Genomic DNA, 24,397 nt, shown 5'->3' with positions numbered 1-24,397 from the left:
AGGCTGTAGGGCCGCTCGTCCAGGCGGCGGCCTGCGGTATTGGGCTGCGACGACTCGGTCATGGCGGGAAGAATAGAGACCATGCGAGGGCGGGCGGGCGGGCTTGTCAGGATCGGGGAGCCGGGGGACGCCGGCGATACGGGGCGGGCCACGGCGGGCCGCGCGTCGGTGAACGCCGTGACCGCCGCGGCCGAGGACTCCGCGCGGCGCACCCTGTTGACCCTCGCCGTCCGCGACTACGACGACGGGGACACGGAGTTCGCCGCCGGCATCGACGAACAGCTGTCCGTCGTGGCCGACTGGTGGTGCGCCCCGGGAGCACCGGAGCCCTTCACGCACGTCCCCGCGCCGGAGCTGCGCGAGCGCTACGACGTGGAGCGCTTCCTGCACGAGAGCAAGGTGCGCGAGATGCGCGGCCGCGCCCTGGTCGTCTTCATCACCGGCCACGGCCAACTGGGCGCCTCCCGCACCCACTTCCTCCAGCTGCCGAGGACCGAACCCCGGCGCCAGCTGGCCACGGCCATCCGCACCAGCGAGATCGTCGCCGCCGCCCTCGACTCCCGAGCCGAACACGTCCTGGTCGTCATCAACACCTGCTACGCGGCCGGGATCGCCGAGGAGCTGGAGAAGCTGCACCAGGAGATCCTGCCGAGCCGGCGCACCGGCGGCAGCCTGGACGTCGTCGCCACCTGCGCCCACGACCAGCTGGTCCAGGTACGGCGGTTCCCCTCGGTGATGCGCCGTGTGCTGGAGCGGCTGCGCACCACCGCCCAGATCACCACACCCTGGCTGAGCGTCGCCCATCTGATGACGGAGTTCGAGAGCGAACTCGGCACCGACACCGAGCGGCGCAAGCACCGGCTCAAGCGGGTCCTGGACGGCGGCGGCCAGACCGCCCTGACGCCCTGTCTGCCGAACCCCGGCTACCGGCCCGTACGAGAACTGGTGGGGCCCGCGCGCCGCCAGGTCGCCACCCCGGCCGACGAGGTCGACCACTGGCTCGACCGCGCCAGCGGCCGCCCCCAGGAGACCGACCCCGGCTGGTACTTCAGCGGTCGCGAGGGGCTGGGCCGCGCCATCACCGCGTTCCTCGGCCGTCCCCGCGGTGTCCTGCTGCTGACCGGGACCGCCGGCAGCGGCAAGTCGGCCGTGCTGGCGCGGGCCGTGACGTTCAGCGACCCGCTGTTCCGCGACGACCCGCGCTACGGCCCCGCGCTGCGCTCGGCCGCACCCGAGACCGTCCCGCCCGAGAACTCCGTCACCGCCGCCGTACTGGCCCGCCACCGCACCGCCTGCGACGTGCTCGGCGACCTGCTGCGCGCCCTGGAACTGCGACCGCGCCAGGCGGGGCCGAGCGACGACCCGGTGGAACTGCGCCGCGCCCAGCTGATGGCCCACCTGGACGAGCCGGGCGACCCGGTCACGCTCGTCCTCGACGGCCTGGACGAGTCCGTCGAACCCTTCCGCGTGGTCAGGGACGTACTCGCCCCGCTCACCGCCCACTGCGGCGCCGCCCCCGCCCTGCCCGGCCAGCGCCGTCCGGAGCGGCAGCGGTCCCTGCGGCTGCTGATCGGCGTACGCAGCAGCCGTCCCCGTACGGACCGCGCCGCCCCCGCCGGGCCCGCGGGGCGGGAGGCGGGGCTGCTCGGCGCGCTCCGGGAGGTCTTCCCCACGGCGTCCGTGCTGCGCACCGACGAGACGGACAGCGAGAGCGACATCGCCGACTACGTCCAGGCGCTGGTCGGCGACGAGACGTCCGGCGTCGACAGCACCCGGCAGGCGGCCGAGACCGTCGCCAAGCGGGTCTGGCCCTCGTTCCTGGACGCCCGGCTGGCCGGCGAGCAGCTGCACCACGCATCCGACCCCGGCGCGCTGGCGGACAACCCCGACTGGCTCGAACTGCTGCAGGCGGGCACCATCGGTCTGCTCCGGCGCGATCTGGCGCTCGTCGAGGACGAGGGGCTGCCCCCGGAGGTCGCCCTCGCGCTGCTGCGGGCCGCCGCGTTCGCGCTGGGCGCGGGCATCCCCTGGTCGGACGTGTGGCCTGCCGTCGCCGGGGCGCTGCTCGGCCGGCCCCTCGAGGAGCCGGACCGGATGATCGAGAACCTGCTGAAGAGCAGGCTCGCCGGATATCTGGCCCACGACGACGAGGACGACCGGCTGGTGTACCGGCCGGCCCACGAAGCCCTGGCCGAACTCCTGCGGGATCCCCGCCAGGACCTGCTGGCCGGCGTCGGGGGCGACGCCGTATGAGCGACGCGGACACCCCGTACCGCGCGCCCCGTCCGGGCCGCTCCGACCCGGGCGACTCGAGGGCGTGGGCCGACGACTCGAAGGCGTGGGCCGATACGAAGGACGCGCACCGGCTCATCGCCGAGGCGCTGTCCCGGCTCGTCGCCGCGGACCCGACGATCCCGCCCCACCCGTATCTCAGCCGCCACCTGGCCCAGCACGCGGCCCGGGGCGAGGTCCTCGACGACGCCCATGTGCCGCTGGCCGTCCTGCCCTGGGAGTCCAGCGCGAACGTGCGCACACTGCTGCGGCAGAGCGGCGCCGTGAGCGCCGCGCGGCGGCAGGAGTGGCTGGAGGCTTGGGCCCGCATCGAGCCGTTCATCGGCGGCGCCGGTCCGGACTCCCGGCTGACGAGCCTGCACCTGGCCCAGCACGCGGCGACCCGCCCCCGCACCCCGCTCGACACGTCCGCCGCGCGGGTGTCCGGTTCGCGCATCACCCCGCTGTGGAGCGACTGGACGGCGCAGGACAACGTACTGGCCGTCTCCGAGACCCGCCTCGAATCGCTGACCCGCACCACGACCGCCGACAGCCGCTCGCTGCTGGTCAGCGGCGACAGCCACGGCACGATCCGCATGTGGGAGCCGCACGGCGTACCGGCGATGGCGCCGCTGCACACGTACGGCGGCGCGGTCCAGCATCTGCTGCCGCTCCCGGGCGACCTGCTGCTGTCCGCGGGCACCGACGGTTCGGTGCGCGTCTGGCACCTCACCCGGGGCCAGCTGCTCGCCGAACCCGTCCACCGCCCCGGCACCTGGGTCAGCGCCCTCACGCTCTTCGCGGCGAAGGACGCCCCGGAGGTCGTCCTCGTCGCCCACAGCGACGGCGCTCTCGGCGCGCTGGATCCCGTCACCTTCCTGCCCGTCGACACCCCGCTGCCCGCCCTCGATCCCGCTCCGGCCCTGCTGAGCGGGGTCGGTCTGGGCGGGGCGGAGGGGATGGTGCTGGCGGTGGCCCAGGGCCGGCGGGTGCGCGTCTGGGATCCGCGGCGGGGCGACGGGTACACGCACGAGCACGAGCACGAGGGGGCGGTGCGGGCCCTGGTGGACCTCCCGGCGCCGGGACGGTACGCGCTCTGCGACGACTCGGGGTACATCGGTTTCCGGGACGCCTCGACGGGACGGGAGACGGCCGTCGCGACGGCTCCGCCCGCGGGGCCCGCCATCACTCTGACCGCCCTGACCGTGGCGGGCCGGGCGGCGGTGGCCTCCGGGGGCAGCGACCACACCCTGCGGGTCTGGGACGCGCGGACGGGCGCGGCGATCGGCGGCGCCCTGGAGGGGCACACCGCCCCTCCGGTGGCTCTGACCACGCTGCCGGGCACCTCGCGGGAACTCCCCGTCCTGGCCGCGCAGGAGCTCCTCGTCTCGGCCGGCGCGGACCACACCCTGCGGCGCTGGAAGCCGGGCGGCCCGGGCGTCGGCGCCGGGCGCGCCGTCCGACGGCCCGTCACCGCGGCGGCGCTGTCGGGTCCGGGGTCCACCGCCGGGGCGCCGCTGATCGCCGTGGCCGACGAGTCCGGTACGGCGCTGTGGGACACCGGGACCGGCCGCTCGGCCGCCCTCCCTGCGGGCCACGCCACGGTGACCGCCTTCGCCTCGGCGCTCGTCCGGGGCGAGCCCCTGCTGGTGACCGCGCACAGCGACGCCGGGGTCCAGCTGTGGTCCCTTGACCGGGGAGCCCACGCCGCTCCCGCACGGCTGGCCGGACTCCTCGGCCACAGCCTGCCGGTACGGTCGATGGCCGCCTTCCCGCACGAAGGACGGACCCTGCTGGTCACCGGGGGCGCCGACGGCACCGTACGTCTCTGGGACCTCGACCGGGCGTGTGTGCTGGCCTGCCGGGAGGACCATCTCCTCAGCGTCCGGGACGTCGCCGTGCTCGACACGGCACAGGGTCCGCTGATCGTCTCCGCGGGCACCGACGGGACCGTACGGCTCTGGGATCCGGCCACGCTGCGGCCCGCGGGGGCGCCGCTCCACTGCGAGCAGCGGGTCGTCAACGCCGTCGCCGCCGTGCCCGTCGACGAGCCCGGCCGTGCCGTCCTCGTCGCGTCCGGCGGGGAGGACGGCACGATCCGGCTCTGGGATCCCGGCACCGGGCGGCCGGTCGGGCGGCGGCTGGACATCGGCGACGGGCCGGTGGCCGCGCTGGCGTTCTTCCGGACCGCGACCGGCCGCCCCTGCCTCGCGGCGACGGGCCCCGGCGGAACCATCCACCTGTGGGACATCGACACCGGCTCGCACCTGCTGCGGATCGTGACGGGCAGCCCGCTCGGCACCCTCGACGCGCTCGACGCCCGGCAGCGGGGCGGCCCGCATCCCGAGCACCCCGTCCTCCTCGCGGCGGGAGTCGCGGGCGCATGCGTGTTCGATGTTCGAGTGGAGGGGCGCTGATCCGGCGCCCACCGGGCCGCCGAATGTGCGCGTGCGCCTCCCGTATGCCCCAGCGCCCCCCTCTCGCGCCCCCGCCACGGCGTGGAAGCGGGCATCCTGGGGCGCGCGCCACGGGAGAATGATCGCCCGCATGTTCCAGCAGAACATGCGGGCGAGGGGAACGTACGGCTACGGGAACGTACGGGCACGGAGACCTGCGGGACACAGGGATCACGCGCCTGGTGCGGACCGCGCGGCACCTTCCGTACGGCACGCGGGCCGCGCGGGCCACCCGGGCCCGGTGCCCCTCGGCCCGCCGGGCGGCGCCCCGGCAGTGCGGCAGCGGCCGCGGACCATCGGCTCAGCAGCGAGGAAGCAGGATGAACAACAGCCCTTCGGCGGTGACCACAGCCCACTTACCGTCCCTCGTCCCCGCTCCGGAACGCGGAGTGTGGCGGCTGGGCAAAAGGGACCACCCCAAGGAGTACAACCGGCTCGAACCCGAGACCAGTCAGGGCTCCAGCGCGGGCCGCTTCAGCCTCGCCACCTACGGAATGCTGTACTGCGCCAGCGATCCGGCCGGCTGTTACGCCGAGGCGCTCGCGCCCTTCCGCGTCCATCCCAAGCTGCGCGGACTCATCGGCCACGAGTGGGACGAGCGGCCCAGCCACATGAGGCTCGGCCACCTGGCCTCGGGCTGGCGCGAGGACCACATCCTGGTCCGGCTCGAACCCGCCAAGGACGCCCAGTTCCTCGACGTCGACGCCGAGGCCACCCGGGCCGTCCTCGCGCGCGAACTCCGGGGCGAGCTGACGGCGTGGAACATCGAGCCCCCGCTCACCGACCCGCACATCCACGGGCGCGACCGCAGGCTCGCCCGGCAGATCGCGGCCTGGACGGTCGCCCAGCGCAACGACGCCGGCCATCGGCTGGCCCAGGGCATCGCCTACCGCTCCGGATACGGCGGGCGCACCTGCTGGGCCATCTTCCACGACGTCGATCTCGTCGAGGCCGAGCGGCGCCCCATCCAGCCGGAGTCCCCCGAACTGCGCGCGGTCGCGGCGGAGTACGGCCTGCGTGTCTTCTAAACGGGGCTCTCGGATCTCCTGAACGGGGCTCGCGGATCTCCTGAACGGAGCCTTCGGGTCCGCCGAACGGCGCCCGCCCCCCGGGCGTTCGGCCGCACCCGCGTCGCCCGATCGAGCGGTGCTCCGTCCCGCACCCATCGACGGCACCGGAGAAAACCCCTGGTCAAACCCCTCGCGCCATTTTCGAGGTGGGATTTCACAGGGGATTGAAGGGGGGAAAGCGGTGGAGTGAGAGACCCTCGGACGGGTAGACTTCCCTCAACACAACTGAGGAGACGCCATGTTGACACCCCGTCTGTCACCCCTCGCGCCATCCCGCGTCTTACCCGTTTCATGACCGCCACGAAGCGAGGAATCATGCAGCCACTGCGAGAGTCCGCGGCCAAGACGGTCACCACGAGCGTCAACGACACGGTCACCGAGACCACCGCGCACGCCAACACGGTCCAGAAGTCGATCGCCGACATAGCGCGCTTCCTCCAGGACAACTTCGGGCAGAAACTCACCGCGTTCATCGCCGGTATCGAGGACCCGAAGCAGGTCGGCAAGTGGTCCAGCGCCCAGAACAGCCCGAGAATCGACTCCGAGCTGCGCCTGCGGGCGGCCTACCAGGTCTTCCAGATCATCGAGCTCCAGGAGAACTGCCACACGGCACGCGCCTGGATGATCGGCATGAATCCGCAGCTGGAGGACGACTCACCGCTGCAGGCCATCGCCGAGGACCGGCACAAGGACGTCATGGCGGCGGCCCGCTCGTATGTCAAGGGCGATCTCTGACGCACCCCACGGGCTTGCTTGCATATGCAAGGATCTCGCGCCTATCTTGGCGCGCATGCAGTCCTACACCATCGGTCAGGCGGCCCGGCTGCTCGGCGTGAGCCCGGACACCGCACGACGGTGGGCGGACGCCGGGCGGGTGGCGACGCACCGGGACGAGGGCGGGCGGCGGCTGATCGACGGGCGGGATCTGGCCGCGTTCTCCGTCGAGCTCGCCAAGGGCGGCAGCGGTGAGGAGGACGCCTCCTACACCTCTGTGCGCAACGCGTTCCCGGGCATCGTCACCGCCGTGAAGCTCGGCGACGTGGCCGCCCAGGTGGAGATCCAGGCCGGACCACACCGGCTGGTCTCCCTGCTGACCCGGGAGGCCGTCGAGGAACTCGGCCTAGAGGTCGGCATGGAGGCCACCGCCCGCGTGAAGTCGACGAACGTGCACATCGACCGGGTCTAGGTCCTGTCCGGCGGATCAGGTCGCAGGCGGATCAGGCCCTCGGGCGGCGGCCTCGACGGCCGTCGGTCTACCCGTTCATCGGGTGACGGAGTACGAGTGCGCCCCCGTCCCCGCCAGCGCACCCCCGTCGACGATCAGGTACTCGTCGCGGATCGGGGTCCCGTCGAGCCACGACTCCAGGATCTCCCGGGTGCCCGCCGCGTAACGGGCCTGCGCGGACAGCGACGAACCCGAGATGTGCGGGGTCATGCCGTGGTGCGGCATGGTGCGCCAGGGGTGGTCGGCCGGGGCGGGCTGCGGATACCAGACGTCACCCGCGTACCCCGCCAACTGCCCGCTGCGCAGGGCCCGTTCGACGGCGTCCCGGTCCACGATCCGGGCCCGCGCCGTGTTGATGAGATAGGCGCCGCGCTTCATCGTGGCGAGCAGCTCGTCGCCGAACAGACCCTCCGTCTCCGGGTGCAGCGGCGCGTTGATGGTGACGACGTCGCAGTGCGGCGCCATCTCGGCGGCCGTGGCGTGGAAGGTCAGCCCGAGCTCCCGCTCCACCTCCGCCGGCAGCCGGTGCCGGTCCGTGTAGTGCAGCTTCACGTCGAAGGGCGCGAGTCGGCGCAGCACCGCGAGCCCGATGCGTCCGGCGGCGACCGTACCGACGTGCATACCCTCCAGGTCGTACGAACGGGCCACGCAGTCCGCGATGTTCCAGCCGCCGTCCAGGACGACCTGGTGGGAGGGGAGGTAGTTGCGGACGAGGGAGAGCGTCATCATCACCACGTGTTCGGCGACGCTGATGCTGTTGCAGTACGTCACCTCGGCGACCGTGACACCGTGCGCGATGGCCGCGTCGAGGTCGACGTGGTCGGAGCCGATGCCCGCCGTGATCGCCAGCTTCAGGTTCTTCGCGGCGGCGATCCGCCCGGGGGTCAGATAGGCGGGCCAGAACGGCTGCGAGATGACGACCTCCGCGTCCGGCAGCTCGCGGTCGAAGACCGAGCCAACGCCGCCGCGCACCTCCTTGTCGGAGGTGACCACCAGGGTGTGGCCGCGCTCCTCCAGGAAGCGGCGCAGACCGAGTTCACCGCTCACGCTGCCGAGGAGATGGCCGGGGGTGAAGTCGGTCGCCTTCGGGGTGGGTGTGGTCCGGCCGCCGGGGTAGTGGTCGATGACGGGGAGATCGTCCCGGGCGTACGTCGTGGGGTATCCGTCGGTCGGGTCGTCGTACAGCACGCAGAGCACCTTGGCCATGACGCGGCTCTCCTCAACTCCGTTGATCGTGGGCTCCGTTGAACGGACGGTGCTGTCACGATCCTCGGAGCCGATCGCGCTGGTCAAAGCGAACGTCGCTATGCCCGGATAGACGGCGGCTATCAACAGGCCCTCAACCGCGCCCCCCCAGATAGGTGTGGAGCAGAGCGTCCAGCGCGTCCCTCACCCCCGCCTCGCGCGCCACCTTCAACAGCGCCTCCGCCAGGACGGACAAAGGATCGTCCCGCGCCACGACCAGCCCCACCCTCGGTCCGTGCGCCGGCCCCTCCAGTGGCACCACCCGCATCCCCTCCGGCACCCCGAACATGTGCAGCCAGGCATGGGAGATCACGCTGGACCAGCGGCCACTGGGCAGATGCGCGTACAGCCCGGCGACACTGTCCGACTCGATCGCCGGGGTCGCCTTCGCGCCGTCCGCCGCGAAGCACGCGTCGATGATCCGCCGGTTGCGCATCCGGGGACTCAGCAGGCACAGCGGCAGGGCGGCCGCGTGCGCCCAGCGGGCGGTCGTCGCCGCGCCGAGCGGACCGGTCACCGGGGTGAGGAGCACATACCGCTCCTCGTACAGCGGGAAGCGGCGTACGTGACGGAGCTCTGCGTCGTCGAGATACGTCATCGCCGCGTCGAGCTCGAACTCGGCGAGCCCGTGGGTGATCTCGGCCGACGACAGGGACTCCAGGCGGACGCGGGCCCCCGGGTGGCGTTCGCAGAACGGGGTGGTGAGGAGGGAGGCGGCCGGCAGTGCGGTGGGGACGATACCCAGACGCAGGGTGCCGGAGAGGCCGCCGCGCAGCGCCGACAACTCCTGGTGCAGGGCGTCGCGCTCGGCGAGGATGCGGTGCGCCCAGGCGAGTACCACCTCCCCCTCCGGGGTCAGCCCCTCGTACCGTCTGCCCCGGCGCACGATCGGCACGTCCAGCTCGTGTTCGAGACGGCGGATCGCGGCGGACAGCGAGGGCTGCGAGACGAAGCAGGCGGCCGCCGCACGGGCGAAGTGCCGCTCCCTGGCCAGCGCGACCAGGTACTCCAGCTGACGCAGCAGCATCCACGACCTCCCCGGCGGGTCAGGCTCGCAGACGCGGGCGCGTGGCGTCCATGCCCTGCCCGTCTACGTCCACGAGGGGTAGCGCCCGTCCACGCGGATCGCGTTGATGCCGCTGATGTGCCGGGCACCGCAGCGGTCCTGGGGCAGTACGAGCTGGGGGCCCGCCCGGTCCAGCGGGGTGCCGTCGATGCCGACCGCGAGGAGGACCGGGGCGTGCCCGAAGTCCGGGTCGATCTCGGCCCAGGTGAGGAGCGCGTGATGGCCGTCCGCCCCGGCCACCGCGATGAGGAAGCGCAGCCGGTCCTTGCGACGGGCGGGGTCGAATCCCGGTCCGGCGTCGCGCAGGACGTCGTGCAGCAGGGGCCCCTCGAAGCGGTGGTGCTGTACGCCGCTGGTGGCGCACTCGAAGCTGACCCGGGCCCGGTGCTGGGGCCAGGCCAACAGGTCGGGCACGGTCAGCCGGACCGGGCGGGCGAGGTCGCCGGTCAGGGCGACCGACGCGAGCGAATGAGCGGGCGACTGCGTCAGTGACTGGCCCACTGGGCACCACCTCCCGAATGTCCGTACCCAGGAGGCGGTCCCGTACAAACGCACATGCGTACACCCAGGCAACGATCGTGCAGCTCATGCGATGTGACAGGAGACTTCCGGCTTGCATCTGCGGAAGTATGATCGGCGTAAGCATGCCTGAGGCTTCCGAGGGAGTAGACCCGTGATGACCCGATCCACGCGCCGGACCCGCACCCGCACTCTGCGCGTGGCCGGCGTCGGCGCCGCCGCGCTGCTGGCCCTGAGCGCCTGCTCGTCCTCCGACTCCGGCTCCTCCTCCACCTCCTCCCCGAAGTCGGGCACCTCGGCCTCCTCCTCGCCGAAGCTCTCCGGCACGGTGACCGTGTTCGCCGCCGCTTCGCTCAAGGAGAGCTTCACGACCCTGGGCAAGGAGTTCGAGAAGGCCAACCCGGGCACGAAGGTCACCTTCAACTTCGCCGGCAGCGACGCGCTCGCCGCCAGCATCACCGGGGGCGCCCCCGCCGACGTGTTCGCCGCCGCCAGCCCCAAGACGATGGCGATCGTGACGGACAAGAAGGACGCCGCGACCACGCCCGCGACCTTCGTGCGCAACCAGTTGGAGATCGCGACCCTGCCCGGCAACCCCGGCAAGGTCGCCTCCCTGAAGGACCTCACGAAGTCCGGCCTCAAGGTCGTACTCTGCGACAAGACGGTGCCGTGCGGTGCCGCCGCGCAGAAGGCGCTGGACGCGAGCAAGCTGAAGCTCACCCCGGCCTCCTACGAACAGGACGTCAAGAGCGCCCTGACGAAGGTGGAGCTGAAGGAGGCCGACGCCGCCGTCGTCTACAAGACCGACGTGAAGGCGGCGGGTGACAAGGTGGAGGGCGTGGCGTTCCCCGAGTCGGCCAAGGCCATCAACGAGTACCCGATCGCCCTGCTCAAGGACGCGCCCAACGCGGAGGCGGCGAAGGCGTTCATCGCCCTCGTGCAGTCCACCGAGGGCCAGAAGGTGCTCACCGCCGCGGGATTCCTGCAGCCGTGACCGAGCTGGACGTCTGCGACGCCACGGCCGACACCCTCACCGGTGGGCCGCGGCGCCGGCGCGTCCGGAAGGTCGGCCGGCCGACCGGGGTCCCGCTCCCCCTCCTCCTCCCCGCCCTGGTCGGCCTGGCCTTCCTCCTGCTCCCCCTGATCGCCCTGCTCGTACGAGCCCCCTGGCGGGACCTCCCGAACCAGCTGACCAGTACGGAGGTCTGGCAGGCGCTCCAGCTGTCCCTGGTCTGCGCCACGGCGGCGACCGGGGTGAGCCTGGTGCTGGGCGTGCCACTGGCCTGGCTCCTCGCCCGTACGGACTTCCCCGGGCGGGGCTTCGTGCGGGCCCTGGTGACGCTGCCCCTCGTGCTGCCTCCGGTGGTGGGCGGTGTGGCGCTGCTGCTGGCGCTCGGGCGCAACGGGGTCGTCGGGCAGTGGCTGGACTCGTGGTTCGGGATCACGCTGCCGTTCACCACGGCGGGCGTCGTGGTCGCGGAGGCGTTCGTGGCGATGCCGTTCCTGGTCATCAGCGTGGAGGGCACGCTACGAGCGGCCGATCCGCGCTACGAGGAAGCCGCCGCGACACTCGGCGCCTCCCGGTTCACCGCGTTCCGCCGGGTCACCCTGCCGTTGATCGCGCCCGGGATCGCCGCCGGTGCCGTACTGGCGTGGGCGCGGGCCCTGGGCGAGTTCGGGGCGACGATCACCTTCGCCGGCAACTTCCCCGGCCGCACCCAGACCATGCCGCTCGCCGTCTACCTGGCCCTCCAGAACGACCCGGCCGCCGCGATCGCCCTGAGCCTGGTCCTGCTGGCGGTGTCGATCGCGGTCCTGGCGGGCCTCAGGGACCGCTGGACGGCGGCGCCGTCATGACGGACCCGACGCTCCCCCCGGGAAAGGCCCCCGCCTCCGACAAGGGCCTCGACGCCCATCTGGTCGTCCACCGCGACGCCTTCCGTCTCGACATCGCCCTGGCCGCCGCGCCCGGTGACGTCGTCGCGCTGCTCGGGCCGAACGGGGCGGGCAAGAGCACCGCGCTGCGGGCGCTGGCGGGGCTCACACCGTTGTCCGACGGCGGCCGGATCCGGCTGGACGGCGCGGATCTGGGGCGTACGCCGCCCGAGGCCCGTCCGGTCGGCGTCGTCTTCCAGGACTATCTGCTCTTCCCGCACCTGTCCGCCCTGGACAACGTGGCGTTCGGGCCGCGCTGCCAGGGCGTACCGAAAGCGGCGGCGCGGGAGCGGGCCGCCGAGTGGCTGGACAGAATGGGGCTGGCCGGGCACGCGGCAGCCAAGCCGCGCCGGCTGTCCGGCGGACAGGCACAGCGCGTCGCGCTCGCCCGCGCACTGGCCACCCACCCCCGGCTGCTCCTGCTGGACGAGCCGCTCGCCGCGCTCGACGCCCGCACCCGCCTCGACGTGCGCTCCCAGCTCCGGCGCCACCTCAGCGACTTCGAGGCCGTCGCCGTACTCGTGACGCACGACCCGCTGGACGCGATGGTGCTCGCCGACCGGCTGGTGGTCGTCGAGCACGGCCGGGTGGTCCAGGAGGGGACACCGTCGGACATCGCCCGCCATCCGCGCACGGACTACATCGCCCAGCTCGTCGGCCTCAACCTCTACCGGGGCGCGGCCGAGGGCCACACCGTACGACTGGACGAGGGGCCGGCGATCACCACGACCGAGGATCTGGCCGGTCCCGTCTTCGTGGCGTTCCCGCCCAGCGCCGTCACGCTGTACCGCGTCCGTCCGACCGGCTCCAGCGCGCGCAACGTGTGGCGGTGCGAGGTCGCGGGCCTGGAGACGCACGGCGACCAGATCCGCGCGGACCTCACCGGAGAGCTCGCGCTCGCCGCGGACCTGACGACGGTCGCCGCGGCCGAGCTCGACCTGCACACCGGGGCGCCGGTCTGGGCGACGGTGAAGGCCGCCCAGACGCACGCGTATCCGGCCTGACGAGGAGTGACCAGGAGGGGTCGATCCTCCTGGTCACTCCTTCTGGTCACTCCTTCTGGTCAAATCCTTCGGGTCACTCCGCCTTGGGTACCGCGTCCGCGCGGACCATCACGCAGTCGAACTCGACGACCCGGCCGGTGCTCTCCTCACGCGTCACCGGGTACATCCCCGAGATCTCGAACCCGCTGCCCTCGTACGTGGCGATCGACTCGCTCATCCGGGGGCTGCCCTCGTAGAGCCGCAGGGCCGCGACCTCCGACTGCATGCCCACGAAGTCCGCGATCCGCTCCCCGGCCCCCGCGAACACCTCCAGGTCGTAGCCCTGAGTGTCCATCTTCAGATACGGCCGGGGGTCGGCGATGCCGTCGAGCGCCTTCTCCAGCATCCCGTCGAGGCGCCGGATCTCGATCTCCTCGGTGTTGGTCTTCGCGAACCGGAGGTAGCGGTCCTTGCCGTAGTCGCTGGGCGGGAGAAGGGAGTTCATGGTGTTCCAGCCCACGTGGATGGACTGGGCGGAGTCCTCACGGCCGAGCCCGACGTTGTACACCCACCAGTCGTCGTCCTTCTTGGCGGCGCGCTCCAGCTTCTCGAAGGCGTCCTTGGTGGGTTCGAAGGAGACGATCCGGCCGGTGTAGCCGAGCTTGCGCAGCCGCCGCCCGTACTGGCCGGAGTTGGCGCCCACGTCGAAGACGCAGTTGACCTGGTACTTCTCCAACAGGGCAGTAACGTGCTGGGTACACAGATACTCTGCGGCGGCAAGCTGGAAACGGCGTTCGTCGGCCGCCGAGGCCGTCTCGTCGACCAGCAGCCGCCCACCGGACTCACCGAAGGAGACACTGCCCCACACATCACCCGGCGACGAAGGTTCGCGGGCGACCACCCACATGTCCGCCTTCGCCTCCGCGCCCACCGGTGTGACCACGTACTGTCCGCTGCCGCGGGCGATCAGATCGGCGGCGCGCCCCAAGGGGACGCGAGTGCGTTTGCCGCGCCGGTAGACCACCGCCGCACCCGAACCGAGATCAAGAACCCGCACCCCGATCCGGGGCAGCAGACCGAGCATTCTTCTGTAAAGGGTCGGCATCCCCACACCCTTTCAGACTCCTGTGAGACACGGGAGTGGTCGGAGAACTTTCGAGCGGAAGGACGGCGAGTGAACACGAGCACCGATCCGGAGAAGCCGGCGACGGCCGCCGCACTGGGTATGCGAAGGCATCCCGAGGGCGGCTGGTTCGTGGAGACGTGGCGGGCGGCGCGGGACTTCCACCCCGACGGCTACCCGGGTCCCCGGGCCGCCGCCACCGCCATCTACTTCCTCCTGTCCCCCGGGGAGACCAGCGCCTGGCACACGGTCCGCTCCGACGAACTGTGGCTGTGGCACCGCGGCGGCCCCCTCGACCTCCTCCTCGGCGGCGACGGCGAAGCCCCGGACGGAGAGCCGAAGGTCCTACGTCTGGGCCCCGCCCTGGAAAACGGCGAACGCCCGCAGGCCCTGGTCCCCGGCCACGTCTGGCAGTCCGCCCGCCCGGCCGGCGACCAAGAGGTCCTGGTCAGCTGCGTGGTGGCCCCCGGCTTCGACTACGCGGACTTCCGTCTCCTCGGCAACGGGCCGTGAACCGACGGCAACCCTGCCGTGAACCACCAGCAACTCTGTACATCCTTGGCGGCTTTGTGACCTCCGCCCCTGGTTGCCGATCGCCGGGGGCGGGCATCACCCGAGGGCAGGACCGGCCGCGCACCGTTTCGCGCGGGTCCCGGCCGGCGGGGGTCCGGTCGCCGGGTACCGGTTGTCCTGGGAGGGGAAGTGAGGTTGTCATGCGTGCGCAGCAGCGCGCCGTCCGACTGACCGCCCGCGTGGAGTACACACTGCCGCGCGCGGCCGTTTCGGCAGGCAGGGCCCGCAGGTTGACCTCGGCGTTCCTGACCCGTCCACGTCCGCGGACGGCGGCGCCGACCGCCGACCAGGTCGACGACGCCACGCTCATCGCTTCGGAGCTCGTCGCCAACGCCGTCCGGCACGGCCGTACCGGCTGCCGACTGCGGCTCCAGCTGGGACACGGCGGCGAGGTGATCGTCGAGGTCCATGACGACAGCCCCGGCCGCCCCCGGGTCGGCCTGGTGGACACCGACGCCGAAAGCGGCCGCGGCCTCGCGATGGTCCAGCAGCTCGCCCACCGCTTCGAGGTCGTCAACACGGGCGTCGGCGGCAAGACGGTCCGGGCGATCCTGGCGGTGTAGCCCCGCCCGCCTCACCCGGGAGAGTGACCCGGGGCGGACCGTCCAGAGGAATCGACCGGTGAAGAGCCCGCCCACAGGTAGAGACAAGCATGCGCTTCTCTCCTGACGAGCCCCACGGGCCCCACGTGCCCCGTGAGCCCCGTGAGCCCCACGTGCCGCAACCGCCGCGCGAGCCGCGCACGCCGCGCACGCCGCGCACGCCGCGCACGCCGCGCAAGAAGGTCTGGGTGACGGCGGTCGCGGCCACGACGGCGCTGGCGGGCGCCCTGACCGCCCTCCTGCTCCTGCTCTCCAGCAACGGAGGCACGTCCCCGCACCCGGTCTCGGCGGACGAGGCCCAGCGCATGGCACTGGCCCGGTTCCGCGCCTACGAGGCGAGTCCTTCGGAGGTGACGGTCCGGCTGCCCGCGGCGGAGACAGGAGACGGGACGATCACGGTGCGTGCGGTGGTCGACCACCATGTGCGCCGGGCCGTGGGCGCGTACGAGATCGTCGACGACACCCGGACCGTGCAGGGCCTGCTCGCCTGGGACCTGGAGGGCCTCGCCGTGGCCCGTCCGCCGGCTGCCGCGCCCGGCGCCGAGCCCGGCCGGACGACGGCCAGGCCCCCCGCCCCGGACATCGTGACGACCGCCGCGGGGGCCGTCCGCAGGGCCGGCACCCTCAAGCGCGAGGAGTGGACCCGCCGCCCCTACTCCACGGCGCCCCTGGACCGAGCCCTGCGCCTGGTGCTGTCCGTGGCCGCGGACCGGCCCGACAACGCGGAACTCCTCGCCCGTTCGGGTCCGTTGTGGCTACGCGACGAACGCCTGGACGGCCACGGTTACGGTGTCTTCTCCGGCCCGCGCCCTGGCCCGAGCGCCTCCGCGAGCCCCGCCGACGACTCCGCCCTCACCTACTGGATCGACACCGACGGCAATCTCCGCCGCGTCACGGCCCGGATGTCGCCGGGCCACTACGCGACGGTGGACTTCGTGGCGACGAGGGTGCGGACGGACGTCCCCGGCGCCCCGTGGACGAAGGGCTGAGGAGAAAAAGCGGGGATGCTGGGCCGGACGGGGTGTTACGCGGTCTCGGCCCAGCTGGGGACGGCGGAGCGGGCCGGGGTGACGGTCGGGCGGCAGACGAAGCCCAGACGGGTGAGCGCGCGGGCGACCTCGACCTCGGTGAAGTCGCGGCGGTCCTGCTTGGTGATGACCTCCCCGACCTGCTTGACGGGGTAGGTGTGCGGGCCGATGACCACGGACGCGCTGGTGACGGGTTCGGGCTCGCGGCCCGCCATCGAGTGCTCGACCTCACTCTTGATGAGGTCGAAGGGGAAACGGGCGATCACACAACGCATGGTGTCTCCGCGGGATGAAGTTTCACGGCGCCGGAAGGTGGGCACGGCAGACCGGAAAGTGGGCACAGCGGCCAGAAAATTCGCCGGAAATTCAATCCGGAACGACCGGGAACGGCCGGTGCTGAACCTGGGCCGACCCGACCGGAAGAAAAAAGCAGGTGGCCGGGGCCCGCACCTCATGGTGCAGGTCCCGGCCACCTGTAAGCGTCGGCCGACTCAGAAGTCAGGCGTCAGCAGGTCCCGGACTAGGCGGGGACGATGTTCTCCGCCTGCGGGCCCTTCTGGCCCTGCGTGACGTCGAAGGTCACCTTCTGGCCTTCCTGGAGCTCACGGAAGCCCTGGGTGGCGATGTTCGAGTAGTGGGCGAAGACGTCGGCGCCGCCGCCGTCCTGCTCGATGAAGCCGAAGCCCTTTTCCGCGTTGAACCACTTCACGGTGCCAGTAGCCATGTCAAATCTCCTTCGGGGCAAAGCTCGAGGACCCACACTGTGCGGGTCCGCGTCGCCGCAATGATTGCCCCATCCGGAAAAACTTCCGGATAATTCAGAAGCGACCGACCGGTACGGACCGGAAAGTACGCTCCAAGACTTTGGGAACCACAACTGCAACTGATATCGACACTAGCACGTGCAGCTCCCGGAGGGCGGCGCACTATCTCACCCCACCTCGGGGAATAAAAAAACCGCCCGGACGGCGGCTCATTTTCTACCACGGCCATGACAGATATGTGCCCGCAGGACCTCGCCGGGGCGGTCCTGCGGGCAGTGGCGGGGTGATCGGCCGGGCCGCTCACCCGGACGGCCCGGTACGGCTGGTGGGCCGCCGGGCCCGGTGGTGGCGTGGGAGGGACACTCGCGCGTCCGCCCCCAGGAGGCCTCCGCCATGCAGGTTCCGAACGGTCCCACCGGTCCGTACCGTCTCCTCGTCCGCGCCCTGACCGCGGGCCTCCTGGTGTCGGCGTCCGCGTGCTCGTTGCACGGCGTCTTGAGGCCCGCGGAAGCGCCGTCCGTCGAGCCGCCCGCCGGCTCCGCCACCCCCTCCCTCACCGACGCCCAGGCCTCGGCCGCGCTGATCACCCAGGGCGAGCTGGGCGATCGCTGGTCCGCGACGCAGGGCGGGGCGACCTGGCGGGACGGGCTCCTCAAAACCAGGACGGACACGCCGGACTGTCAGCGACTGCTCGACGGTCTGTACGCCGAGGACCTGCTGGGCGAGCCGACGGGAGCCCGGGCCGTCGTGGGCCTCGACGAGAGCGGCAACGCGGCGCAGCTGCGCTACCAGGTCGCCGCGTACGCCGCTCCTTCGGAGGTGGACGCCAAGCTGGCCTGGCTGCGGACGCTGCCCGCGAAGTGCGCGCAGTTCACGTCCACGGACGTGCGGGGTGGGCGGCTCAACGTGAGGGTCGTGCCGACGGTGTTGCCCGGGGTGGGCGATGCGCGGGAGGGGCTACGGCTGACGATGAGCGGTGCGTCGTCCGGCGACAGTGGTGACGGTTCCGGCGTGGCGCCGATGCTGACGCTGGACTTCGCCGCCGTGCGGGTCGGGGACCGGGCGGTCTCCCTCACCAACGGCGGGCTCGGCGGGGCGGCGCAGGACTCCACCCAGCAGGCCGTCCAGGTCGGTACGCAGCGGCTCCAGGACGTCCTGGCGGGCCGACCCCCCGCCACCCCGTCGACCGTCCCCACCACCCCGTCGACCGTCCCCACCACCGCGCCGACCGTCCCCACCACCGCGCCGGTCGGCCCCACCACCCCGTCGGCCGCCCCCCTCACCGACACGCCCACCGAACCCCTCACCGAGAGCCCCGCGGACACCGACGACACCACCGCCGCCGACACCGACGACACCACCGACGCCGCCCAGGAGGGCTGACACCCGAGGACCGGAAGGCTCGCGGCGGCGGTCAGACCAGCCGGTCGACCGCGTCCTTCGCCTCCTTGAGGCCCGCGCCCGTGACCTCCCGGAACGCCTTGATCGCCTGGATCTTCTTGCCGTCGCGCGCGAGCGCGGCAAAGCCGGATATTCCCATGGAGTCCCCCTAGGGAAGACCCGCCGTCACCGACGGCGCTGTGGGTACTGACGGCACGGGCGTGGCGGCGGTCCGACCGGGATAGGGCGCGGCGCCGCCGGTGCCGCCCGGCAGGACCGTGCCCTCGGTCGCCGACGGCGACAGGTCCGTCGCCGGGGTCGGGGTGGTCGCGCCCCTGATCTCGACCACCGCGCCCAGCGCCAACTCCTTGTACAGCCACACCGCGTCCGCGCGGCGCAGGCCGATCCAGCCGGTCGTGACGTCGTAGGTCCCGGGGGCCTTCTCGTCGCTCGTGAGGGTTCCGACGAAGTTCGTCGTCCCGTCGGCGGCACGCAGACCGATCACCCAGGCCACTTTCTCCATGTACTTGCCCGCGAACAAGGACAGCGCCCTGACGCTGTCCTTCGTGACGACCGTCATCCGTCCCGTGGCCGTTGGGTAGCGGACGGAACCGGAGGAGATCGGCAGGTCGCGGCCCGCGACCGTCAGCATGCGCCGCGAGAGGTCGACGGTGGCGTCGGGCGCGGCCGGGGAGGGGGTGCTGGGCGGGGCGGTGGGGCTCGCGGCCGGGGAGGGGCGGTCCTCGCGGTCGCCGCCGGTCAGGTTCAGGGCCACGACCAGGGCCAGGCTCGCGGCGGCGCAGGCACCGGCCACGGTCACGGCGGTCCATCGAAAACGCCGGCGCCTGCGGCGTACGGCCCGCAGCCGGATCTCGGCACCGGACACCGACGGGAGAGTCTCGGCGTCCTGGGCCAACTCGCGCAGGCCGGAGGCGAGTTCATCGGACACGGTCGTCCTCCCTCTTCCCCTCGTCCGTCGGATCCAGCGAGCGCGCGGAGCGCGGCGAGTCCGCGGAGCCCGCGGACGGCTTCCCTCTGTCCGCGCTCTTCTTGCCCCTCTCGGCGGTCTCCCACTCGTCCGCCGTCGCCAGCGTCTGCGCCAGCGCCGCCCGGCCGCGGGACAGCCGGGCCTTGACCGTGCCCACGGGGGCACCGGTTTCGGAGGCTACCTGCTCGACACTGAGGTCGCACAGATGGTGCAGGACCAGCGCCATCCGCTGTGCCTCGGGCAGCGTGCGCAACGCGGTGACCAGCGCGGTGCGCTCGGGGCCGGGGCCCGGCGTGTGCTCGGGCGGCGGGGTGCGGCGGACGAGTTCCAGCCAGCGGCGCGCGCGGCGCCAGCGGCTCACCGCGAGCCGCATCGCCACGGTCCGTATCCACGCCTCCGGCGCCCCTTCGGCGAGGAAATCCCGCCGTCGGTCCCAGGCACGGACGAACGCCTCCTGGACGACGTCCTGCGCCTCGCCGTGGTCCCCGGTGAACGCGTACAGCTGACCGGTCAGCCGGGGGAACGCGGCGGCGTAGAACGCGTCGAACTCTTCCTCGGTCATGCCCCCCGTCTCTTCCTCGGTCGTGCCCCCGCCGAAGACTTCGGAATTTCCCCTGCCCCGTGCAACCCGGCGGTCCGTGCCGTGCGTACAGGTCCCGTACGCCGCACATCGAAACACACCGCAGGGGGATCGGGATGACCAGGAGAGCCAGGAGCCGTCGTATCGCGGCCGGTTGGACGGCGGCCGCCCTGTGCGCGCTCGCGCTCGCGGGCTGCTCGAAGGGGGCGGTGACGGGGAGCGCGGGCACCGAGGTGGACACGGCGGCGAAGCCGAACACGGCGGCTGGTCAGAAGCCGGCCACCCAGCCCGTCAAGGCCAAACCCCTCGCGAAGCTGACCGGCGCGCACATCAACATCGCCGACGGTCAGACCGTGGGCGTCGGCATGCCGATATCCGTCACCTTCGACCACGCGATACCCACCGGTGAACGAGCCGAGGTGGAGCGGCAGTTGAAGGTAGACGCCGATGTCGAGGGCTCCTGGAGCTGGGTGAAGGACCGCGATCTGCTGGAAGGGCAGCGGGTGGACTTCCGGCCCCGCGCGTACTGGAGCCCGGGCACCGAGGTCACCGTCCGGGCGGGCTCGGGCATCACCCGGCGCTTCACCGTGGGCCGTTCGCTCGTCGCCACGGTCGACGTGCGCACGCACATGATGAGGGTCGTCGAGGACGGGCAGACCCGGAATGTGCCCATCACCGCGGGCGCCCCGGGCATGGACACCTGGAACGGCACGATGGTCGTCTCCGACAAGGCGACCAAGGTCTTCATGAACTCGCAGACCGTCGGCTACGGCGACGCCTACGCGGGCTATTACTACTACGCCGTCCACCTCACCACCTCCGGGACCTACCTCCACCAGAACCCGAAGGCCAATACGTACGCCGGGCACCAGAACGTCACCCACGGCTGCGTCGGACTCGCGACGGACGGCACCGCCAAGAAGTTCTACGACGAGGTCATCCCCGGTGACGTCGTCACCGTCGTCGGCTCCAAGGACACGGTGGCCGTGGGCAACGGCTACGGCGACTGGAACGCGGACTGGGCCCAGTGGCGGGCCGGCAGCGCACTGAAGTGAGCGTGCGGGCGGGGGAGCCGGGTGTTCAGGTCCCGGCTCCCCCGCTCGCCCCCACCCCCCACGTACCCGACTCCGAGGGACCGCAGGCCGTGCCTCACACCTCCTCCCACACCTCCTCCGACGCCGCTTCCCACGCCACCTCGCATGCCGCCTCCGAAACCCCCGGCGCGCCTGCCGGGACCGGTGAGTTCGCCCCGTACGCCACCGCGGCCTGGCCCCGGCTGGTCCGCACCGCGCATCTGCTCACCGGCGACCTCCACGAGGCCGAGGATCTCGTCCGGACCACGCTGGCCCGGGTCCGTGCCCGCTGGCGGCGCATCCCGCGCGATGACGTCGCCTTCTACGTACGGCGCTGCCTGGTCAGAACCCACCTCGGCCGCACGCGGAGGGGACGCGCCGCCCGTCTGCTGACGCCGTTCCTGTCCGAGCGGGCGCGCCGGGCCGTACCGGTTCGCACGGAGGCCGTCGCCCGGCGGGACGCGCTCGGCCGGGCGCTGGCCGCGCTGCCCGCGCGGCGGCGGGCCGTGGTGGTGCTGCGCCACTGGGAGGGACTGGGCGAGGCCGAGATCGCGCAGCTGCTCGGCTGCTCGGCCGGCACGGTCAAGGCGCACGCCCGGCGCGGTCTGGCGGCCCTGCGCGCCCATCCCTCCCTCGCCGCCCGCCTCGCCGCTCCCTCCGTCGCCCCGTCCCCCGCCCGCCGACACCCCGTCTCCGGAGCCCGCTCATGAAACGTCACCGCACGTTCCCGCGCCCGTCGGCCGAGTCCGAGCCGCTGCGCGAGGTGTTCGCCGAAGCCGCCTACGACGTCACCCCCTCGGCCGTGCCGCTGGCCGCCATCGAGCGCGCGGGCCGGCGGCGCAGGCGGCGGCGTACGGCCGCGGTGGCGGGGTCCGCGTGCGCGCTGCTGGTGGTCCCGCTGGCCGTGGTCGCCCTGCGCGAGGCCGTGTCCCCGGAATCGGGCGACGGGCGGGTGGCGTCCCCCTCCGCTCTGCCCATGGCCACGGTGCGGGTCGTGACCGCCGGTGAACGGGTCGAGGTCGCGCACGGCATCAAGATCTGGCTCACCGAGGACGGCGCGCACTGGTCCTCGCCCGCCGACTCCGGGCCGCTGTTCAGCAGTGTGAAGGACGGCGCCGACGAGCCCGGCGTCACCGTCCAGCAGGAGGGCGCGGGGGACTGGGGGTACTTCCTCTCCGGCGTCTACCGCGGCAAGCGCGAGGCGGCGCGGGTCGAGATCGAGACCACCGCGGGCCAGGTCGCCGGCACGGCCCTCACCCTCGCGGGCGGCCCGCACTGGGGAGTCTGGTACGCGATGGTGAGCGCACCGAAGCCGGTCGCCCCCGGCAGGCCCGTCGATGTGACCAGGAGAGTCACGGTGTACGACGCGGCGGGCGGGGTGACAGCGAGCACGGGGGCCGGCCGGTGAACGACATGGACACGGACCGCGGCACCGACGTCGCTGTGACCGCCGATGACCACGGCAGCGGCGGCAGCCCCGGCAGCAGCCGCGGGCCCGGCAGCGGGCGACACAGCGCCGGTGGGCGCGGCCGGCTCATGGCGGGCCTGCGCCGCAGGCTCGTCAAGCGGCGGATCCGTATCCGTCGCACCCGCGGGCGCCGACTGCGCCGCGCGATCGTCGTGCTGCTCGCGCTCCTCGCGAACCTCGTCGGCGCGGCCGTGGTGGCGTACCACCTGACGAAGATCCCCGAGCCGCACCCGGAGACGGCCATGCAGAGCACGGTCTTCGTCGACGACCACGGCGACTACCTGGGCCGGCGCGGCCCCGTGGACCGGCAGGAGATCCCGCTCTCGCAGGTCCCCCGGTATGTGCAGGAGGCGGTGATCGCGGCGGAGAACCGGTCCTTCCGCACGGACACCGGGATCTCCCCGAGGGCGATCGCCCGGGCCGCCTGGTCGACGGTGAGCGGCGGCGGCCGGCAGGGCGGCTCCACGATCACCCAGCAGTACGTGAAGAACGCCCTGCTCAGCCCGCAGCAGTCACTGTCCCGCAAGGCGCGCGAGGCCTTGATCTCGATCAAGCTGGACCGCACCCGTTCGAAGGACGAGATCCTGCGGGGCTACCTCAACACGGTGTACTTCGGCCGGGGCGCGGCCGGCATCCAGTCCGCCGCCCGGAACTACTTCGGCGTCGACGCCAAGGACCTCACGGTGAGCCAGGGGGCGGCGCTCGCGTCCGTCATCAACATTCCCTCGTACTACGAGAAGGCCGGTTCCGACCCGGAGGTGACGGCCAAGCTGGTGGACCGCTGGGAGTGGGTGCTGGACGCGATGGCGCACAGCGGCGCGATCACGTCCGCGCAGCGGGCCGCGGCCCGTTTCCCGGCCTTCCGTTTCTATCCGCCGGGCGACACGGACGGCCAGCGCCAGTACCTCATCGACGCGGCCGCCTCGGAGGCCGCCGACCGGCTCGGCATCACCGAGGACCAGCTCGCCCGCGGCGGCTACACGGTCCGTACGACCTTCGACCTGACGGCACAGGACGCGACGGCGGAGCTGGCGGCCGACGGCACCGACAAGAAGACCGGCGAGAAGAGCGGGGAGAAGGCGGCCGAGGAGAAGGCAGGCGGAGGGAAGCGGGCCGAGGTGAAACCGACCGGGGACGTCCGGGTCCACACGGCCGTGGTCGCGCTGGTCCCCGGCGACGGCGCGGTCCGCGTGCTGTACGGCGGCGCGGACTACGCCGGTCAGCCCTTCAACGACGCGCGGGACGGAGCGGTGGAGGCGGGCACCGCGCTCCAGCCGTTCTCCGGCATGAAGCTGCTCGCCCCCCTCACGGACCTCACCCGCACCGCGGCCCCGACCCCGCTCCGGCTCGCCTCCGCGTACGCCACGGCGGCGGCGCACGGTGTCTACGCCACGCCGTACACGGTCGCGAAGATCACCCGCGCGGGCCGCACGCTCTACGAGGCCCACCCCCGCACCCGTACGGCCATGACACGCGCCGACGCGGGGATGATCACCAAGTTCCTGTACGGCCGGTTGGACGCTCCTGTGGCCACCCAGACCGGCGCCGCGGGCCTGCGCACGCTCTGGCGGACGACCTACGACGAACATCTCACCCTCACCGTCGCTCTCTTCGCGGAACACCCGGCCAAGGGCAAGAAGGCGGCCCTGCCCGCACCCCTCCCGTACACGGCGGGGAGCCGTTCGCTGTCCGTCTCCGAGGGCGTCTGGTCCAAGATCGTCGGCACCGTCGAAGGCCACGATCCGGCTGCGGAACCAAATCCGGGGCTTCCAACCGGCCAAACAAAGCCCATACTGGCTACACGATGACGAAACCCTCCGCGCCCCGGCGCCACCTGCCCACCAGCCCCTTCGCCGCCCCGGTCATCCCCGTGGCCAAGGAATTCAGCCTCGGAGACCGGGTCACTCACGACCAGTTCGGCCTGGGCACGATCATCGGCGTCGAAGAGGGCATCGCCATGCTCGTCGACTTCGGTTCCCGCCAGGCCCGCATCCTCAGCCCCTACAGCCGGATGGACCGGCTCTGACGCACGTCACGAGCCCACACCT

25 protein-coding genes and 1 pseudogene are annotated in these 24,397 nt (G+C 72.6%); 17 read left to right on the top strand and 9 right to left on the bottom strand.

The window, feature by feature from the left end; translation table 11 throughout:
* Nucleotides 1-60: 60 nt before the first annotated feature.
* From ACFZDJ_RS08990 to ACFZDJ_RS08970, 5 genes are all read left to right on the top strand, one after another.
* The gene (locus ACFZDJ_RS08990; RefSeq protein WP_391057254.1) at nucleotides 61-2,253 is read left to right on the top strand and encodes a hypothetical protein; all 2,193 of its coding nucleotides are present in this window, start codon (nucleotides 61-63) and stop codon (nucleotides 2,251-2,253) included.
* The gene (locus tag ACFZDJ_RS08985) at nucleotides 2,250-4,688 is read left to right on the top strand and encodes a WD40 repeat domain-containing protein (protein ID WP_391057251.1); all 2,439 of its coding nucleotides are present in this window, start codon (nucleotides 2,250-2,252) and stop codon (nucleotides 4,686-4,688) included. The genes ACFZDJ_RS08990 and ACFZDJ_RS08985 overlap by 4 nt, the downstream gene beginning before the upstream one ends.
* 359 nt (nucleotides 4,689-5,047) lie before the next feature.
* Nucleotides 5,048-5,755, top strand: a complete 708-nt coding sequence (locus ACFZDJ_RS08980) for an RES domain-containing protein (protein ID WP_390932938.1) — start codon at nucleotides 5,048-5,050, stop codon at nucleotides 5,753-5,755.
* 357 nt (nucleotides 5,756-6,112) lie between these two features.
* A complete protein-coding gene (locus ACFZDJ_RS08975) occupies nucleotides 6,113-6,532 on the top strand; it encodes an XRE family transcriptional regulator (protein ID WP_390932936.1) in 420 nt (139 codons plus the stop codon).
* Nucleotides 6,533-6,587: 55 nt separating this feature from the next.
* Nucleotides 6,588-6,983 (top strand): helix-turn-helix transcriptional regulator, encoded by a 396-nt coding sequence (locus ACFZDJ_RS08970; protein WP_101399329.1) that lies wholly within the window; start codon nucleotides 6,588-6,590, stop codon nucleotides 6,981-6,983.
* 75 nt (nucleotides 6,984-7,058) lie between these two features.
* Here the strand turns inward: ACFZDJ_RS08970 and ACFZDJ_RS08965 are convergent, their stop codons facing one another.
* The 3 genes from ACFZDJ_RS08965 to ACFZDJ_RS08955 form a co-directional block, all read right to left on the bottom strand.
* Nucleotides 7,059-8,228 carry an NAD-dependent formate dehydrogenase gene (locus ACFZDJ_RS08965; RefSeq protein WP_391057248.1) on the bottom strand — a complete coding sequence of 390 codons (1,170 nt, stop codon included), beginning with the start codon at nucleotides 8,226-8,228 and terminating at the stop codon, nucleotides 7,059-7,061.
* Between the two features lie 133 nt (nucleotides 8,229-8,361).
* On the bottom strand, nucleotides 8,362-9,294 hold the full coding sequence (locus tag ACFZDJ_RS08960; RefSeq protein WP_391057245.1) for a LysR substrate-binding domain-containing protein: 933 nt from the start codon (nucleotides 9,292-9,294) through the stop codon (nucleotides 8,362-8,364).
* A 63-nt stretch (nucleotides 9,295-9,357) separates the two neighbouring features.
* Nucleotides 9,358-9,834 carry a molybdopterin-dependent oxidoreductase gene (locus ACFZDJ_RS08955; RefSeq protein WP_391057243.1) on the bottom strand — a complete coding sequence of 159 codons (477 nt, stop codon included), beginning with the start codon at nucleotides 9,832-9,834 and terminating at the stop codon, nucleotides 9,358-9,360.
* Nucleotides 9,835-10,009: 175 nt separating this feature from the next.
* Here ACFZDJ_RS08955 and modA point away from each other — a divergent pair, with 175 nt between their 5' ends.
* From modA to ACFZDJ_RS08940, 3 genes are read left to right on the top strand one after another with little or no spacing between them, the layout of a single operon-like run.
* Nucleotides 10,010-10,846 (top strand): molybdate ABC transporter substrate-binding protein, encoded by an 837-nt coding sequence (gene modA / locus ACFZDJ_RS08950; protein ID WP_391057240.1) that lies wholly within the window; start codon nucleotides 10,010-10,012, stop codon nucleotides 10,844-10,846.
* Nucleotides 10,843-11,709: a molybdate ABC transporter permease subunit gene (gene modB, locus ACFZDJ_RS08945; protein ID WP_391057238.1), complete on the top strand. Its 867-nt coding sequence runs from the start codon at nucleotides 10,843-10,845 to the stop codon at nucleotides 11,707-11,709. Before modA ends, modB begins: the two co-directional genes overlap by 4 nt.
* Nucleotides 11,706-12,791 carry an ATP-binding cassette domain-containing protein gene (locus ACFZDJ_RS08940; RefSeq protein WP_391057235.1) on the top strand — a complete coding sequence of 362 codons (1,086 nt, stop codon included), beginning with the start codon at nucleotides 11,706-11,708 and terminating at the stop codon, nucleotides 12,789-12,791. Before modB ends, ACFZDJ_RS08940 begins: the two co-directional genes overlap by 4 nt.
* A gap of 73 nt (nucleotides 12,792-12,864) precedes the next feature.
* On the opposite strand, the gene ACFZDJ_RS08935 is transcribed toward ACFZDJ_RS08940, so the two are convergent.
* Complete coding sequence (locus ACFZDJ_RS08935; protein WP_075031697.1) at nucleotides 12,865-13,875, bottom strand: FkbM family methyltransferase; 1,011 nt, start codon at nucleotides 13,873-13,875, stop codon at nucleotides 12,865-12,867.
* Between the two features lie 69 nt (nucleotides 13,876-13,944).
* On the opposite strand from ACFZDJ_RS08935, the gene ACFZDJ_RS08930 reads away from it, so the two are divergent.
* From ACFZDJ_RS08930 to ACFZDJ_RS08920, 3 genes are all read left to right on the top strand, one after another.
* Nucleotides 13,945-14,406, top strand: a complete 462-nt coding sequence (locus ACFZDJ_RS08930; protein ID WP_384908575.1) for a cupin domain-containing protein — start codon at nucleotides 13,945-13,947, stop codon at nucleotides 14,404-14,406.
* A 200-nt stretch (nucleotides 14,407-14,606) separates the two neighbouring features.
* Nucleotides 14,607-15,029, top strand: coding sequence for an ATP-binding protein (locus ACFZDJ_RS08925; protein ID WP_391057232.1), 423 nt, complete (start codon nucleotides 14,607-14,609; stop codon nucleotides 15,027-15,029).
* A 152-nt stretch (nucleotides 15,030-15,181) separates the two neighbouring features.
* A complete protein-coding gene (locus ACFZDJ_RS08920; RefSeq protein ID WP_391057230.1) occupies nucleotides 15,182-16,057 on the top strand; it encodes a hypothetical protein in 876 nt (291 codons plus the stop codon).
* A 35-nt stretch (nucleotides 16,058-16,092) separates the two neighbouring features.
* On the opposite strand, the gene ACFZDJ_RS08915 is transcribed toward ACFZDJ_RS08920, so the two are convergent.
* Both ACFZDJ_RS08915 and ACFZDJ_RS08910 read right to left on the bottom strand, forming a co-directional pair.
* Nucleotides 16,093-16,371, bottom strand: coding sequence for an SCO5918 family protein (locus ACFZDJ_RS08915; protein ID WP_168493771.1), 279 nt, complete (start codon nucleotides 16,369-16,371; stop codon nucleotides 16,093-16,095).
* A 245-nt stretch (nucleotides 16,372-16,616) separates the two neighbouring features.
* Complete coding sequence (locus ACFZDJ_RS08910; RefSeq protein ID WP_010986199.1) at nucleotides 16,617-16,820, bottom strand: cold-shock protein; 204 nt, start codon at nucleotides 16,818-16,820, stop codon at nucleotides 16,617-16,619.
* A gap of 433 nt (nucleotides 16,821-17,253) precedes the next feature.
* Between ACFZDJ_RS08910 and ACFZDJ_RS08905 the strand changes: the two genes are divergently transcribed.
* A complete protein-coding gene (locus ACFZDJ_RS08905; protein WP_391057227.1) occupies nucleotides 17,254-18,243 on the top strand; it encodes a hypothetical protein in 990 nt (329 codons plus the stop codon).
* Between the two features lie 31 nt (nucleotides 18,244-18,274).
* Here the strand turns inward: ACFZDJ_RS08905 and ACFZDJ_RS08900 are convergent.
* The 3 genes and pseudogenes from ACFZDJ_RS08900 to ACFZDJ_RS08890 form a co-directional block, all read right to left on the bottom strand.
* A pseudogene (locus ACFZDJ_RS08900) lies at nucleotides 18,275-18,379 on the bottom strand (ribosomal protein L7/L12); the annotation flags it as partial.
* Between the two features lie 30 nt (nucleotides 18,380-18,409).
* A complete protein-coding gene (locus ACFZDJ_RS08895) occupies nucleotides 18,410-19,189 on the bottom strand; it encodes a L,D-transpeptidase (protein WP_391057224.1) in 780 nt (259 codons plus the stop codon).
* A complete protein-coding gene (locus tag ACFZDJ_RS08890) occupies nucleotides 19,179-19,790 on the bottom strand; it encodes a SigE family RNA polymerase sigma factor (RefSeq protein WP_390932915.1) in 612 nt (203 codons plus the stop codon). Before ACFZDJ_RS08890 ends, ACFZDJ_RS08895 begins: the two co-directional genes overlap by 11 nt.
* A 134-nt stretch (nucleotides 19,791-19,924) precedes the next feature.
* Between ACFZDJ_RS08890 and ACFZDJ_RS08885 the strand changes: the two genes are divergently transcribed.
* The 5 genes from ACFZDJ_RS08885 (at nucleotide 19,925) to ACFZDJ_RS08865 (ending at nucleotide 24,375) form a co-directional block, all read left to right on the top strand.
* Nucleotides 19,925-20,863: an Ig-like domain-containing protein gene (locus tag ACFZDJ_RS08885; RefSeq protein WP_391057221.1), complete on the top strand. Its 939-nt coding sequence runs from the start codon at nucleotides 19,925-19,927 to the stop codon at nucleotides 20,861-20,863.
* A gap of 89 nt (nucleotides 20,864-20,952) precedes the next feature.
* Nucleotides 20,953-21,591 carry a SigE family RNA polymerase sigma factor gene (locus ACFZDJ_RS08880; protein ID WP_391057218.1) on the top strand — a complete coding sequence of 213 codons (639 nt, stop codon included), beginning with the start codon at nucleotides 20,953-20,955 and terminating at the stop codon, nucleotides 21,589-21,591.
* Nucleotides 21,588-22,289: a hypothetical protein gene (locus ACFZDJ_RS08875; RefSeq protein ID WP_391057215.1), complete on the top strand. Its 702-nt coding sequence runs from the start codon at nucleotides 21,588-21,590 to the stop codon at nucleotides 22,287-22,289. Before ACFZDJ_RS08880 ends, ACFZDJ_RS08875 begins: the two co-directional genes overlap by 4 nt.
* A gap of 128 nt (nucleotides 22,290-22,417) precedes the next feature.
* On the top strand, nucleotides 22,418-24,157 hold the full coding sequence (locus ACFZDJ_RS08870; RefSeq protein ID WP_391057844.1) for a transglycosylase domain-containing protein: 1,740 nt from the start codon (nucleotides 22,418-22,420) through the stop codon (nucleotides 24,155-24,157).
* Nucleotides 24,154-24,375 (top strand): hypothetical protein, encoded by a 222-nt coding sequence (locus ACFZDJ_RS08865; RefSeq protein ID WP_384908560.1) that lies wholly within the window; start codon nucleotides 24,154-24,156, stop codon nucleotides 24,373-24,375. The genes ACFZDJ_RS08870 and ACFZDJ_RS08865 overlap by 4 nt, the downstream gene beginning before the upstream one ends.
* The last annotated feature ends 22 nt before the right edge of the window (nucleotides 24,376-24,397 follow it).

It is taken from the genome of Streptomyces sp. NPDC007896 (assembly GCF_042959425.1).
Taxonomy (GTDB): Bacteria; Actinomycetota; Actinomycetes; order Streptomycetales; family Streptomycetaceae; genus Streptomyces.
Note: the sequence above shows the minus strand (reverse complement) of the source record. Positions and strands in the feature narration are given on the sequence as shown.